Genomic DNA, 13,261 nt, shown 5'->3' on the forward strand with positions numbered 1-13,261 from the left:
GGTCAGTCCTCCTCCCCGGCGTCGGTTTCGAAGCGGTAGCCCACGCCCCACACTGTCTGGATGAGCCGCGGCCGGGCCGGGTCGTCCTCGACCTTGCCGCGCAGCCGGCGGACGTGGACGGTGACGGTGGACAGGTCGCCGAAGTCCCAGCCCCACACCTCGCGCATCAGGTCCTCGCGGCCGTACGCCCGTCCCTGATTGCGCAGGAAGAAGGCGAGGAGGTCGAACTCCCGGATGGTGAGGGCGAGTTCGGTGCCGTTCTTGGTGGCGCGGCGGGCGGCGGGGTCGACGGTCAGACCGGCCGCGCTCAGCATCCGCGTACCCGCTTCGGGCCGTGCGCGGCGCAGCACCGACTCCACCCTGAGGACGAGTTCGCGCGGGCTGAACGGCTTGGTGACGTAGTCGTCGGCGCCGACCTCCAGGCCGAGGATGCGGTCGTCCTCGTCGCCTCGCGCGGTGAGCATGATGACGGGCACGGGTCCGTGGCCGCGCATCCTCCGGCACACCTCCAGACCGTCCATGCCGGGCAGCATCAGGTCCAGCACCACCAGGTCCGGCCAGTGTGCGGCGGCCCGGGTGAGAGCCCCCGGACCGTCGTCGGCCCGGTCGACGACATATCCGGCCCGGTCCAGGTAGCCGGCGACGACCTCCGCGACCGTGGGGTCGTCGTCGACGACCAGGACCCGGCCGCGGGCGCCCGCTCCACCCGCTCTGTTCGACTGCTGCATGCCCCCAGCCTCGCACCGGGCCCGCCCCCGTGCGGCCTCCGTCGGCTCCCGGCGCTCCGACGTCCGCGTTTCGTAAGGAGCGAAGGACCGATATGCCCGATTCCCGTTCGTAGGGTGAGAGCCGTGACCACCGACGCGGATGTAGATGTCGTGCTCCCCTGCCTGAACGAGGCCGAGGCCCTTCCCTGGGTGCTGGCTCGGATTCCGGCCGGCTGGCGGGCCCTGGTCGTGGACAACGGCTCCACGGACGGTTCGGCGGATGTCGCCCGATCGCTCGGGGCGACCGTCGTGCACGAGCCCAGGCGGGGTTTCGGCGCGGCCTGCCACGCGGGGCTGACCGCGGCCACCGCCGAGTTCGTGTGCTTCTGTGACTGCGACGCCTCCCTCGACCCGGGCCGGCTGGAACCCTTCGTTCGCGAGGTCCGCTCCGACGCGGCCGACCTGGTGCTCGGCCGCAGACGACCGCAGGCCCGCGGCGCATGGCCGGCCCACGCCAGGGCCGGCAACCTCGCGCTCGCCCGGCTGCTGCGCCGCCGCACCGGTCTGCGCCTGCACGACCTCGGACCGCTGCGCGCGGCCCGCCGCGAGCCCTTGCTCGCCCTCGGGCTCACCGACCGGCGCAGCGGCTACCCGCTCCAGATGGTGGTGCGCGCCGCCGACGCGGGCTGGCGCATCACCGAGCACGACGTGCCCTACCTGCCCCGCACCGGCGCCTCGAAGGTGACGGGCACCTGGCGCGGCACCTGGCAGGCGGTACGGGACATGAGCCGGGTGCTGAACGAAGCACCCGTCGGCGAGGGGGCGGCCCGGTGACCACCCTCCTCGTCATCGCCAAGGAGCCCGTGCCGGGCCGGGTCAAGACCCGGCTCACCCCGCCGTTCACGCCGTCGGAAGCGGCGGCGCTCGCGGAGGCCGCGCTCGCCGACACCCTGCGCGCCGTGGCGGCCACGCCCGCCTCCCGCCGCCTCCTCGTACTGGACGGCGCTCCGGGCCCCTGGCTCCCGCCCGGTTTCGACGTCGTACGGCAGTGCGCGGGCGGCCTGGACGAACGGCTCGCGGCCGCCTTCGCCGGATGCGACGGCCCCGCCCTGCTGATCGGCATGGACACCCCGCAGGTGACGCCGGAGCTGCTCGACGTCGACTTCGCGGACGGCGACGCGTACTTCGGTCCGGCCGAGGACGGCGGCTTCTGGGCCCTCGGGCTGGCCGAGCCCGATCCCGCCCTGCTCCGGGGCGTGCCCATGTCGACGCCGGTCACCGGCGCGGTACAGCGGGAGCGGCTGGTGCGCGCGGGGTTGCGTGTGCGGGATCTGCCCCGGCTGCGGGACGTCGACACGGCCGCCGACGCCCACGCGGTCGCCGCGCTCGCCCCGCAGGGAAAGTTCGCGGCACGGCTGGCCCGGTGCCGGGCGGTGACGCGCCCATGACCACGACGCCTTCCGCCTGGGCCGTTGCCGACCCGTACGCCACCGCCCTGCGCGCCGGTCGTGGCCCGCTGTTCCTGCGGCGCGCCGACGGCTGGCTGCTGCCACTCGACGTCGAGCGCTGGTGCGCGCACGCCGACCCGGTCGACCTGGACGTACTGGACCGGTGCGAGGGCGCCGTGCTGGACGTCGGCTGCGGACCCGGGCGGCTCGTCGCGGAACTCGCCGCGCGTGGCCGGACCGCCCTCGGTATCGACGTCAGCGAGACCGCCGTCCACCACGCCGTACGGCTCGGGGGCCAGGCGTTGCGGCGCTCCGTCTTCGACTCCCTGCCCGGCGAGGGCCGCTGGGGCACCGTCCTGCTCATGGACGGCAACGTCGGCATCGGCGGCGATCCGCGCGCCCTGCTGGACCGGGTGGCCGGACTCCTCTCCCCCGGCGGTCTGTTGATCGCCGAGACCGCGCCGGTGGACATCGACGAGCGTGTCGAGGTGCAGGTCGTCGACGTCGTCCACGGATGCGGACCGGACGGTGCGTTCCCCTGGGCGCGGCTCGGCACCTCGGCCTTGCTGCGGCACGCGCGCGGCGCCGGATGGCGGGCTGTCGGTCAGTGGACGGCCGGGGGGCGCTGCTTCGTCGCCCTGCGCAGCCGCAGCGCCAGCAACAGGGCCGAGGCGCCGAAGAGCACGGCGGTGATCAGCAGCCAGCGGGCGAGGAAGCCGTCCGGGGACAGTCCCGTGCCCAGGCGGTAGCGCCGGTCCACCATTCCGCTGATCAACGGGAACCACACCAGCAGGAGCAGGCCGGACAGCGCCGCCGGGACACGGACGTACCGCACCCACTCCCTGTGCCCTGCCGCGCCGAGCCCCCTTACGACGGCCCGGTCCGCCGCCGCGTACAGCGGCAGCAGGACGAGGTCGTGCAACAGCGCCGCCCCCACGAACCACACCGCCACCCCGAACCAGTCGTCGGCGAGGAGGCGAACCCCGGCGTAGCCGGCGAGGGCGAACGAGGCGGCGAGCAGCAGAAGCTGGAACGGACTTCCGACAGGGATCAGCGGTCGGCGCATCAGAGGTCTCCGAAGGTCATACGGGCCACCCACTTGGTGTTGAGCACGCCGGGCGCCGCGGGCACGATGATCCGCGCCGGGAAGCCGTGGTCGGGGGACAGGTCCTCGCCGTTGACGTACAGGGCGAGCAGGGAGCGCGGGTCGGCGACCTGGTTGGCCCGCAGCGCGGCACGGCGGAAGGCGCCGCGCCGCTGGAGGGACTCGACGAGCACGTCCGGCGGATCGTCGTCGTACCCGACGAGCGCGGCGAGGTCGCGCAGCCGCACCCCGCGCCACCACTGGTCGGACGTCGACCAGCCCTCGACACAGGCGATGGGCAACGCCGCGCTGTGCAGGGGGAGTCGGGCCAGCTGGGCACGGCTCAGGCGAACGGTGCCGGTGCGTCCGGTCACGACGAGGCGCCAGGCGTCCTCGGCCGTCTCCGCCGCGTGGATTCCGGCGTATGCGGCCGTCTTGTTGATCTGGAAGCCGCTCGGGCCGCCACCCGGGTCGGCTCCGCCGTGCGGGGCCAGCAGGGCGGTGCGCCGCAGCAGCCCGTCGAAGCTCTGCCCGGCCGTGGTCGCGAACAGCAGCAGCGAGCCGCCCCCGACGAACCACAGGGCACCCCGCCGGGAGACGGTCGGCGGATCCGGGCGCGGGGAGACCAGGTCGGACGGTTCCTCGTCACGCAACCGGCGCAGGTTCCGTAGAGCCGCGGGAGTCTTCAGTACTGCGTGGGCGACGAACGCGGCGAAGAACACCCATGCCCCGTAGAAGTGCAGGGTGTAGAAAGACCCCGGGAAGACGTAGTCCAGCTGGATGTTGAGCACGCCCGTCACGAACTCGAACAGCGCGCCGCCGACCAGCAACAGCAGCGAGATCCGCTCCAGGGCGTGCGCGAGCGAGCGGGCCGGGGGCAGCGCGAACAGCCTCGGGATCACCGACCACAGCTTGGCCAGCAGCACGGGGATCAGCGTGATGCCCAGCGTGACGTGAAGACCCTGGTTCAGCCGGTACAGCCAGTGCGGGTCGGTCGGCCAGGGGAACAGGTAGAAGCCCAGGATCCCCTTGTCCGGGGTCTTGTCGTTCACCGGCGACAGGTTCGGGTTGTAGGCGGCGTAGGACACCAGTCCCGTCACGAACAACACTGTGATCCCGCCGAGCAGGACGACCCCCAGCGCCGAGGTCAGCCAAGCGCCGCGCAGGGGACTGCGCCAGAAGCCCGGCGAGGAAGGAGACCGTGTCATGGCTCGACCGTAGGTCCGGCACACCCCCGAAACGGCCCCGCGACCCATGACGAAACGCTGACATCCGGCCCGGACGGAGGTACTTCCCCCACGGCCCGGCCTAGCGTGCGGATGTGACCCGCCCCCTCCTCCGCGATCTGTACGCCGTCCTGGCCGCCGCCCTCCTCGTCACGGCGGCCGTACTGGTCGGCCGGCACATCCAGCACTCCCACCACACCCTGTTCGTCAACTGGCCTCCGCTACTTGGTACTTGGAGCCCACACGTCGGCCCCGGCACCCCGGCCGCCGTCCTCGTGGCGGCGGCCGGGGTGGCGTACGGGCCCGCCCTCGCCGCCCGACTGCCCTGGCGGGCCCTGCTCGCGACGGCATGGGCGACGGCAACGGCGTGGACCGTCTCCCTCGCCCTGATCGACGGCTGGCAGCGGGGCATCGCCGGCCGGCTCACCACCCCGCACGAATACCTCCGGGTCGTCGACCGCTTCGACGACATCCCGGCCACCCTGCGGGACTTCACCCACCACATCCTCATCGACTCCCCCGACAACTGGCCCGCCCATGTCGCCGGACACCCGCCGGGCGCGACGCTGACCTTCGTCCTCCTCGACCGGATCGGCCTGCGGGGCGGGGGCTGGGCCGGGGTGTGGTGCATCGCCGTCGGCGCCACGGCATGCGTGGCTGTGCTGGTCGCGGTGCGGGCACTGGCCGGTGAGAGCCTCGCCCGCCGAGCGGCGCCCTTCCTGGTCCTGGCCCCGGCCGCGGTGTGGATGGGCACGTCGGCCGACGCGTACTTCGCGGCGGTCGCGGCGTGGGCCGTGGCGCTGCTGGCACTCGCGGTCAGCGGACGGTCATGGGGGTGGGCGGCAGCGGCCGGGCTCCTCTTCGGGCTCACCTGCTACCTCTCGTACGGCCTCACACTCGTCGCGCTGATCGGCGCGGCGGTACTGCTGCTCGGCCGACGGCGCGTCCGGGAACGGCCCGTGCTGCTCGTGCCGCTGCTCGCCGGCCTGGCCGTGGTGCCGGCGGCCTTCACCCTCGCCGGGTTCGACTGGTGGGAGGCGTACCGCCTCCTGGTCACGCGCTACCACCAGGGCGTGGGCGGCATCCGCCCCTACGGCTACTGGGTGTGGGCGAACCTCGCCTGCGCGGTCCTGATCACGGGCCTGGCCACGGCGCCGGGGCTGCGGCGAACGGGGGCGGTGCTGGTCCGGCGGCGCACCGAACACCCCGACCGGGTCGGCCTCGCCCTTCTCGTGTCCGCCGCTCTCCTCGCCCTCCTGATCGCCGACCTGTCCGGCATGAGCAAGGCCGAGACGGAACGCATCTGGCTCCCCTTCGCGGTGTGGCTGCTGCCTGCCTGCGCGTTCCTCACCCGGCCCCGCGCCTGGCTTGCCGCTCAGGCGCTACTCGCGCTGCTGCTCAACCATGTGCTGCGCACCGGATGGTGAGCGAGTGGCGACCTACCGGTCATGCACCGGCCAGCGGGTTCGGAAGAGGCAGGTAGCGGGCGTCGGCGCCGTCCGCGCCCGTCCAGCGCAGCAGCAGGTTGGTCTTGCCGGGGAGGGTGGGGGCGGAGAGCAGGTCCGGGATCTCGGGGAGGTCGTGGCGGGCCAGTTCGCGGCGGACGGCGGGCCAGGGGTCCAGGGTCGGACGGCGTTCGACGAGGGCGCCGGCGATCTCGACGAGGTGGTTGACGACCAGGCAGTACACCAGCCGCTCCCAGCCCGCCGCCCGTGACACGTCCGGCAGCAGCTTCACGCCCTCGGCGTCCCGGAAGAGGGCCTGCACGGGGATGCCGTCGGTGTCGACGGCGACCAGCGTGTTCTGCAGATGCGCTTCGAGTACGACGCCGTGCTCGGCGAAGGCCGCGAGGGCGGGCGGGACCACCTGGGCCAGGTACGCCTCCCACCACGCCGCCGGGTCCACGGCGTCGGCGAGCGGGCTGCCCTCGAAGCCCTCGACGAGCCCGGCGGCGAGCAGGGGCGTCGCGCCGGGCAGCAGGCCGCCCCGCAGGCCGTCGCGGACCAGGACCGCGAGTTCCTCGAAGGCGAAGCCGGCGGTGCGGTAGCCGCGGTCGCCGAGCCAGGCGGCGGGGCCGTCGCACGCGCCGAGCGCGGTGGCCGCCGCCGTGTCGGTGGGGCGGAGCTTGAGCAGGTCGTGGCGCCACAGCCGGCGGATGTCGTTGGTGATGCGCACGTCGAGGCTGAACTTCAGGAAGAGATCGCGCTCGGGGGCGTACAGCGTGCGGATCGCGGCCGTCGGCCAGGCGTCGAACCCGGTCGTGCCCAGCCGCACGAGCCTGCCGTCCGCGAACGCCTCCGCGAGGTCCGGGCCGACCAGGTCGAGCTGCCAGGGGTGCGCGGGCAGCAGCCGGTAGCCGGGCGGGGCCTCGCCGAGAGCGTCCAGGGCGGAGGTGTCGCCCTCCTCGACGACCACGTCCTCGCGCAGGCCGAGCAGCGTCAGCGGGAAGCGGGCGTGCGCCTCGGGGGCGTACGGCAGCCAGGCCGCGACCGGGCCGCCGCCCCGCGCCTTGGGGGCGGGGTGGTGGGGGTGGCCGGTGAGGAGGCACTGCTCGGAGCGGAGGTAGAGGTCGTCGGGCGGCGTCGCACGCGCGCGTGCCGTGAGCAACGCGGCCACGGCGTCCCGGCTGTCGATCATCTCGGCGGGCAGTTCGTGGTTGGACAGTCCGGTGTGGCGGCGCAGTTCGTCGGCCACGAGCTTGACGAGCTCGGTGTGCCCGATGCGCCGCCAGGTGCCGTCCGTGCGCACCTCGGGCTCGGCGGGCCGCCGTTCACCGAGGACCCGCAGCAGGCGGTCCGAGCCGGGCAGCCGGTACACGCGCCGTCCGCCGGACTCTCCGTGTGGTTCGGCCACCTCGCGCAGCAGGCAGTTCAGCAGGGGCGCGACCGCGTGGACGTCGGCGCGTTCCGCGACGTCGGCGGCGGGTGGAGGGTTGAGGTGCACGCGATCCACTCGTTCTCTACGGTCCGTTCAGGACGGTCACTATGGCCCGTTCAGGAGGTCACTGCGGTCCGTTCAGGCGGGAAGACGATCAGTATGTCTGTCGTCGGCGCCTGGCCCGACGTCCTACTCGTACCCGAGGAGCCCGCCCGTGCACCGTCCCCCCAGCGCCGAGGCCGAGGTGGCCGCCGAACTGGCCGACGTACGCCCCGAACTCGCGTCGCGGTACGCCGCCGGGCTCCCCGCCGCACGAGCGGCCGTACTGACCCGGCTGTGGCGTGCCCTCGCGTACGAGCCCCTCCCTTGGGTCGCCCGACGTGAGCCCGGCCGGGAGGGCCTCACCCTGCGTCTTTCGGACGGCCGCCGACTGCACGGACCGCACGCGGACCCGTACGCCACCGCCGCGTACGTCACCGCCGTACGGCTCGACCGGACGTCGTACGACGACCCGGTCCGGCTGCTGACCGACCTCTCCGTACCGCACGGCACCGCGTTCGCCACCGAAGTCGGCCACAGTGTCGCTTCGTTGGCGCTGTCACGGGCGGGACAGGACGCCCACTCGAAGGAGTGGCCCGGGCAGGACTGGGAGTGGGAGCAGCGGGTGGTCGACGGCCATCCGTTTCACCCCAACTGCCGTTCCCGGCCCGGCTTCTCGGTCGCCGAGCAGTTCGCGTACGGGCCGGAGCACCGGCCGGTCGTGAGGTTGGGGCTGGTGCCGGTGCGGGCGGACGAGAGCCTGGTGACGGGTGGGTGGCCGCAGGACATGCGGGACGGGGGACGGCTGCTGGTCCCGGTGCATCCGTGGCAGGCCGAGCATGTGCTCAAGCGCCCCTGCGATCCCTCCGGCGACGGCATCGCCGCGCATCCGCTGATGTCCCTGCGCACGCTCGCCCTGTCCGACGGACCGCACGTCAAGACCGCGCTGAGCGCCCGGCTGACGTCCTCGGTACGGGACATCTCGGTGTACTCGATCACCCTGTCCGCCACCCTGTCCGACTTCGCGGAGACGCTCGCCGCACGCACGGACGGGCTGCTGCACGTCACCCGCACCCTGGGGGCCGCCACCGCCCACTCGCCGGATCTGGCGGCGGTGGTGCGTCAGTCGCCGCGCGAGTACGCGGGGCCCGGCGAGCGGGTCGTGCCGGTGGCCGCGCTCGCCACCACCGCGCTGCCCGAATCCCCCGCGTGGCTGGCCGACTTCACGCGTCTCGCGCTCACCGTGGGGCTGCGGCTGCTGGAGCTGGGGGTGGCGCTGGAGGCACACGGCCAGAACCTGCTCGTGGTGCTGTCCGCCGACGGCGCCCCGGTGCGCCTGGTCTACCGCGACCTCGCCGACATCCGCGTCAGCCCGGCCCGGCTGACCCGGCACGGGATTCCGGTGCCGGAACTGACCGGCCGGATCGTCACGGACGACGTGCCGACGCTGCGCCGCAAACTGTTCGGGTCACTGGTGGCCGGGGCGCTGGCGGGCACGGCGGGGTCGGGCGCGGCGTTGCGCGGGGCGCTGGGGGCGGTCGTACGGGATCTGCCTCAGACCGTGGATCTGGCCGCGCTGCGCGGGAAGCAGCTGCCCACGAAGGCGTTGACGCTGATGCGGCTGTCGCCGGGGACGCCCGGGGACCAGTGGGCGGAGCTGCCCAATCCGCTGGTCACGTAGGTGTTCTGACCGGTGGCCGGGATGTGTTCCGACCGGCGTTCCGACCTCGTTTGGAGCGGGACACCTCTGATCAATAGGATCCGCCGATGATCAGAACACAACGGCTGGCGGCCGGGGTCTGCGCCCTGCTCGCCACGCTCACGGCCGGGATAGCCTTCCCGGCCGGGGCGAACGCCGACGAGACCACCGCCACCGCTCCGAAAGTCGATCTCGTGATCGACGTCAGCGGTTCGATGCGGGCGAAGGACATCGACGGCCAGTCGCGGATGGCCGCGGCGAAGCAGGCCTTCAACGAGGTGCTGGACGCGACGCCCGAAGAGGTCCAGCTCGGCATCCGCACCCTCGGCGCCGACTACCCGGGCGATGACCGCAGGACGGGCTGCAAGGACACCGCGCAGCTCTACCCGGTCGGCCCGCTGGACCGCACCGAGGCCAAGACGGCGGTGGCGACCCTGACGCCCACCGGCTGGACGCCGATCGGTCCCGCCCTGCTGAAGGCGGCCGAGGACCTGGACGGCGGCGAGGGCTCCAAGCGCATCGTGCTGATCAGCGACGGCGAGGACACCTGTGCCCCGCTCGACCCCTGCGAGGTGGCCCGCGAGATCGCCGCCAAGGGCATCGGCCTGACGATCGACACGCTGGGTCTGGTGCCCAACGCCAAGATGCGGGCGCAGCTCAGCTGTATCGCGGAGGCGACGGGCGGTACGTACACCTCGGTCGAGCACACCGAGGAACTCGCCGACAAGGTGAACCAGTTGGTGGACCGGGCGGCCGACCCGGTGGTGACGCCGGTGGCCGTCGAGGGCGCGTCCTCCTGCACGAAGGCGCCGACGCTGAAGGCCGGTCTGTACACGGACCGCGAGGAGTTCGGCCAGGAGCGCTGGTACCGGGTGGACGTCGAGCCCGGCCAGGAGCTGCGGGCCTCGGTGAGCGTGGCCTCGGACCGGGCGATGAACCCGGACTACGGCGTCCTGCTGCGCGCGCTCACGACGCACGGCCGGGAGATCGTGCGCGGTGAGGCCGCGGGCAACGGCCGTACGGACGTGATATCCACGGGGCTGCGCTACCCGAAGCAGGAGAGCGACGACGAGGCGCCGGCCGAGACGGTGTGCCTGCTGGTCACGAACTCCTTCTCCGCGGCCTCCGGGGTGAAGACCACGCCGGGCATGCCGGTCGAGCTGATCGTGGACGTGGTCGACGGCCCGTCGCAGGCCGACGACGTGGCCTCCTTCGGCCTGGGGCGCGGCTGGTGGCTGCTGGGCGCCCTGGTGCTGTTCGGCTTCCTGGCGGGTCTGATCTGGGGCTGGCTGTCGCGCTGGCGCGTCGCGGTGTGGAGGACCAACTGATGAGGATCACACGCGCGTTGGGCGCTGCCCTGCTGACGCTGGGCCTGGCTGCGGCTCCGGCCGCGGCCGACTCGTCCCCCTCCCCCGGTGCTTCCGAGGAGGCTCCCACGTCGGCGGGTACGTCGTTCCGTACGGCGGCGGAGATCGAGCAGGGCCAGACCGCCACGGCGAGCGCCTCCACCGGCGACTACCTGTACTGGTCGTTCCCGGCGGACGCCGGCCGGCGGCCCACGGTGAAGGCGACGGTGAAGCTGCCCGAGGCCCACGCGGGCCAGACCTGGCAGATCGACGTCTACGACGGTCTGCGCCGCCGTCAGGCCTGCCAGTACGGCGCCCAGACCCGCACCGCCGCCCAGGACGCGGCCTCGGTCGAGCTGGTCTGTGTACTGCGGACCGTGCGCGCCTGGTCGGAGACCTGGGCCAACGACCCGCTGCCCGGTACCTACTACGTCCGGCTGACGGCCGTCGGCGTGCGGACCGCCGACCTGGGGCAGCCGGTGGCCGCCGAGGTCCGGGTGGACTCCGAGGACGTGGGCGGCGCGGCGGCGGTGGACGGCCGGCTGGCCGAACCGCTGGTACCCGGTGTCTCCACCACGAAGGACCAGGAGGAGGACAACGCCTCCGCCGTCCTGTCCGACATCCGGCCCGACGACGGCTGGTCGTCCGGCTGGTGGTCCGACCGCTGGGCGTGGACCGGGATCGGGGCGGCCCTGGCCGCGCTCGCCGGGATCGGCGGGTACACGCTGACGCGCGGCTCGGGCCGGCCTTCCCGGGTGCCGCCGGGAGCCTGACACGCTGCCAAAAGGGGCTCGCCGCACGGACGGCGGGCCCCTCGGCCGTTCACGCCTCCCGGAGCGTCTTCGCGAGCGTCCCCTCCCCGGTCACCTCGATACGGCCGTCCCGCACGGCGTCCGGCACGCCCAACTCGCCCCGCGCGACCGCCTCGCACGTGACGGAGTCCAGCACCAGCCGCGCATCGGGCTCACGGGGAGCGGGCCCGTCGCCGTAGACCGGCCCGTCCTCCGCGCCGAGGTACACATGGAAGTCCCCTTCCTCCAGCCGGACTTCGACCAGGCCCTCCCCCTCCAGCGCCCGTGTCAGCGGCAGCGCGAACCAGTGCGCCCGCACGGCGTCGGTCGGCCGCCGCTCGCCCAGCTCGGCCTGTCCCCACTCCCCCAGCGCCTGGAGGACCGGCAGCAACTCCCGCCCGCGTGAGGTGAGTTCGTAGACATACGCCGCGCCGGGGGGCGGCAGCCGGCGGCGGGTGCTGATGCCGTCCCGTTCCATGTCCTTCAGCCGCGACGCGAGTACGTCCGTGCTGACGCCCGGAAGATCGGCGTGCAGGTCGGTGTAACGCCGCGGACCGGCCAGCAGCTCCCGGACGATGAGCAGGGTCCAGCGGTCGCCGACGACGTCGAGCGCGCGGGCGGCGGAGCAGTACTGGTCGTAGCTTCGGCGAGGTGACATGCGACGCAGTCTAGACATGTTGTTGGACTTTCCAAGCTCGAACTTGGTAAAACCAAGTAACACACGAAACCGGAGGGGCGAGCGCGCATGGAGTTCCGGCAGTCGAGCAAGCTGAGCGAGGTCTGTTACGAGATCCGCGGCCCGGTGATCGAGCACGCGAACGCACTGGAGGAGGCCGGCCACAGCGTGCTGCGCCTGAACACGGGCAACCCCGCGCTCTTCGGCTTCGAGGCGCCGGAGGAGATCCTCCAGGACATGATCCGGATGCTCCCCCAGGCGCACGGCTACACCGACTCGCGCGGCATCCTCTCCGCCCGCCGGGCCGTGGCCCAGCGCTACCAGACGCTCGGCCTGGAGGTCGGCGTCGACGACGTCTTCCTCGGCAACGGCGTGTCCGAGCTGGTCTCCATGGCCGTACAGGCCCTGGTCGAGGACGGCGACGAGATCCTCATCCCCGCCCCGGACTTCCCCCTCTGGACGGCGGTGACGACCCTCGCCGGTGGCAAGGCGGTCCACTACCTCTGCGACGAGCAGGCCGACTGGTACCCGGACCTGGACGACATGGCGTCGAAGATCACGGACCGCACGCGCGCCGTGGTCATCATCAACCCGAACAACCCGACCGGCGCGGTCTACCCCAAGGAGATCCTGGAGGGCATCCTCGACCTCGCCCGCCGTCACGGCCTCATGGTCTTCGCCGACGAGATCTACGACCAGATCCTGTACGACGACGCCGTGCACCACTCGGTCGCGACCCTCGCCCCCGACCTGGTGGTCCTCACCTTCTGCGGCCTGTCGAAGACATACCGGGTGGCGGGCTTCCGCTCCGGCTGGATGGTCGTCACCGGCCCGCGGCAGCACGCCAAGGACTACCTGGAGGGCCTGACGATGCTGGCCTCCATGCGCCTGTGCGCCAACGCGCCCGCCCAGTACGCCATCCAGGCCGCCCTCGGCGGCCGCCAGTCCATCCGCGATCTGACCAGTCCGGGCGGGCGCCTGCACGAACAGCGCAACGTGGCCTGGGAGAAGCTCAACGAGATCCCCGGGGTGTCGTGCGTGAAGCCGAAGGGCTCGCTGTACGCGTTCCCGCGCCTCGACCCCAAGGTGCACAAGATCCACGACGACGAGAAGTTCGTCCTGGACCTGCTGCTCCGGGAGAAGATCCAGGTCGTGCAGGGCACCGGCTTCAACTGGCCGACCCCTGACCACTTCCGGATCCTGACCCTGCCGTACGCGGACGACCTGGAGGCGGCGATCGGGCGGATCGGGCGGTTCCTCAGCGGGTATCGGCAGTAACGGCCGGGGCGATCGAGCCGGATTTGCCGATGTTCGCTGATTCGCGGTCACAGAGGACGGGGGGATGCCTTAGAGTGCGGCCACTGATCT

Annotated in this window: 12 protein-coding genes; 8 read left to right on the top strand and 4 right to left on the bottom strand. The window is 72.9% G+C overall.

What is annotated here, in order from left to right; genetic code table 11:
* Positions 1–2: 2 nt before the first annotated feature.
* A complete protein-coding gene (locus ADK36_RS08255; protein ID WP_048582782.1) occupies positions 3–728 on the bottom strand; it encodes a response regulator transcription factor in 726 nt (241 codons plus the stop codon).
* A gap of 114 nt (positions 729–842) precedes the next feature.
* Between ADK36_RS08255 and ADK36_RS08260 the strand changes: the two genes are divergently transcribed.
* From ADK36_RS08260 to ADK36_RS08270, 3 genes are read left to right on the top strand one after another with little or no spacing between them, the layout of a single operon-like run.
* Positions 843–1,541 carry a glycosyltransferase family 2 protein gene (locus ADK36_RS08260; RefSeq protein WP_048582783.1) on the top strand — a complete coding sequence of 233 codons (699 nt, stop codon included), beginning with the start codon at positions 843–845 and terminating at the stop codon, positions 1,539–1,541.
* Positions 1,538–2,155 carry a TIGR04282 family arsenosugar biosynthesis glycosyltransferase gene (locus ADK36_RS08265; protein WP_048582784.1) on the top strand — a complete coding sequence of 206 codons (618 nt, stop codon included), beginning with the start codon at positions 1,538–1,540 and terminating at the stop codon, positions 2,153–2,155. The genes ADK36_RS08260 and ADK36_RS08265 overlap by 4 nt, the downstream gene beginning before the upstream one ends.
* Positions 2,152–2,904 (top strand): class I SAM-dependent methyltransferase, encoded by a 753-nt coding sequence (locus ADK36_RS08270; protein ID WP_053196869.1) that lies wholly within the window; start codon positions 2,152–2,154, stop codon positions 2,902–2,904. The genes ADK36_RS08265 and ADK36_RS08270 overlap by 4 nt, the downstream gene beginning before the upstream one ends.
* Before the next feature lie 316 nt (positions 2,905–3,220).
* On the opposite strand, the gene ADK36_RS08275 is transcribed toward ADK36_RS08270, so the two are convergent.
* Positions 3,221–4,495 (bottom strand): molybdopterin-dependent oxidoreductase, encoded by a 1,275-nt coding sequence (locus ADK36_RS08275; protein WP_078916333.1) that lies wholly within the window; start codon positions 4,493–4,495, stop codon positions 3,221–3,223.
* Positions 4,496–4,560: 65 nt separating this feature from the next.
* Here ADK36_RS08275 and ADK36_RS08280 point away from each other — a divergent pair, with 65 nt between their 5' ends.
* Complete coding sequence (locus tag ADK36_RS08280; RefSeq protein ID WP_048582787.1) at positions 4,561–5,892, top strand: glycosyltransferase family 39 protein; 1,332 nt, start codon at positions 4,561–4,563, stop codon at positions 5,890–5,892.
* A gap of 19 nt (positions 5,893–5,911) precedes the next feature.
* On the opposite strand, the gene ADK36_RS08285 is transcribed toward ADK36_RS08280, so the two are convergent.
* On the bottom strand, positions 5,912–7,417 hold the full coding sequence (locus tag ADK36_RS08285) for an IucA/IucC family protein (RefSeq protein WP_053196871.1): 1,506 nt from the start codon (positions 7,415–7,417) through the stop codon (positions 5,912–5,914).
* A 139-nt stretch (positions 7,418–7,556) separates the two neighbouring features.
* Here ADK36_RS08285 and ADK36_RS08290 point away from each other — a divergent pair, with 139 nt between their 5' ends.
* From ADK36_RS08290 to ADK36_RS08300, 3 genes are all read left to right on the top strand, one after another.
* The gene (locus ADK36_RS08290) at positions 7,557–9,062 is read left to right on the top strand and encodes an IucA/IucC family protein (protein WP_053196873.1); all 1,506 of its coding nucleotides are present in this window, start codon (positions 7,557–7,559) and stop codon (positions 9,060–9,062) included.
* Between the two features lie 86 nt (positions 9,063–9,148).
* Positions 9,149–10,408, top strand: coding sequence for a VWA domain-containing protein (locus tag ADK36_RS08295; RefSeq protein ID WP_048582790.1), 1,260 nt, complete (start codon positions 9,149–9,151; stop codon positions 10,406–10,408).
* Entirely contained in the window at positions 10,408–11,199 is a 792-nt protein-coding gene (locus ADK36_RS08300; RefSeq protein ID WP_053196875.1) for a hypothetical protein, read from the top strand. The genes ADK36_RS08295 and ADK36_RS08300 overlap by 1 nt, the downstream gene beginning before the upstream one ends.
* 49 nt (positions 11,200–11,248) lie before the next feature.
* Here the strand turns inward: ADK36_RS08300 and ADK36_RS08305 are convergent, their stop codons facing one another.
* Positions 11,249–11,875, bottom strand: a complete 627-nt coding sequence (locus ADK36_RS08305; protein ID WP_048582792.1) for a winged helix-turn-helix transcriptional regulator — start codon at positions 11,873–11,875, stop codon at positions 11,249–11,251.
* Positions 11,876–11,962: 87 nt separating this feature from the next.
* Here ADK36_RS08305 and ADK36_RS08310 point away from each other — a divergent pair, with 87 nt between their 5' ends.
* Positions 11,963–13,171: a pyridoxal phosphate-dependent aminotransferase gene (locus ADK36_RS08310; RefSeq protein ID WP_048582793.1), complete on the top strand. Its 1,209-nt coding sequence runs from the start codon at positions 11,963–11,965 to the stop codon at positions 13,169–13,171.
* Positions 13,172–13,261 lie beyond the last annotated feature (90 nt).

It is taken from the genome of Streptomyces viridochromogenes, assembly GCF_001270495.1.
GTDB lineage: Bacteria > Actinomycetota > Actinomycetes > Streptomycetales > Streptomycetaceae > Streptomyces > Streptomyces viridochromogenes_A.

Bases quoted from the DNA above. Each gene is read 5' to 3' on its own strand.
- ADK36_RS08255 (WP_048582782.1), bottom strand. From the start codon at position 728: ATGCAGCAGTCGAACAGAGCGGGTGGAGCGGGCGCCCGCGGCCGGGTC.
- ADK36_RS08270 (WP_053196869.1), top strand. From the start codon at position 2,152: ATGACCACGACGCCTTCCGCCTGGGCCGTTGCCGACCCGTACGCCACC.
- ADK36_RS08275 (WP_078916333.1), bottom strand. From the start codon at position 4,495: ATGGGTCGCGGGGCCGTTTCGGGGGTGTGCCGGACCTACGGTCGAGCC.
- ADK36_RS08295 (WP_048582790.1), top strand. From the start codon at position 9,149: ATGATCAGAACACAACGGCTGGCGGCCGGGGTCTGCGCCCTGCTCGCC.
- ADK36_RS08300 (WP_053196875.1), top strand. From the start codon at position 10,408: ATGAGGATCACACGCGCGTTGGGCGCTGCCCTGCTGACGCTGGGCCTG.
- ADK36_RS08305 (WP_048582792.1), bottom strand. From the start codon at position 11,875: ATGTCACCTCGCCGAAGCTACGACCAGTACTGCTCCGCCGCCCGCGCG.
- ADK36_RS08310 (WP_048582793.1), top strand. From the start codon at position 11,963: ATGGAGTTCCGGCAGTCGAGCAAGCTGAGCGAGGTCTGTTACGAGATC.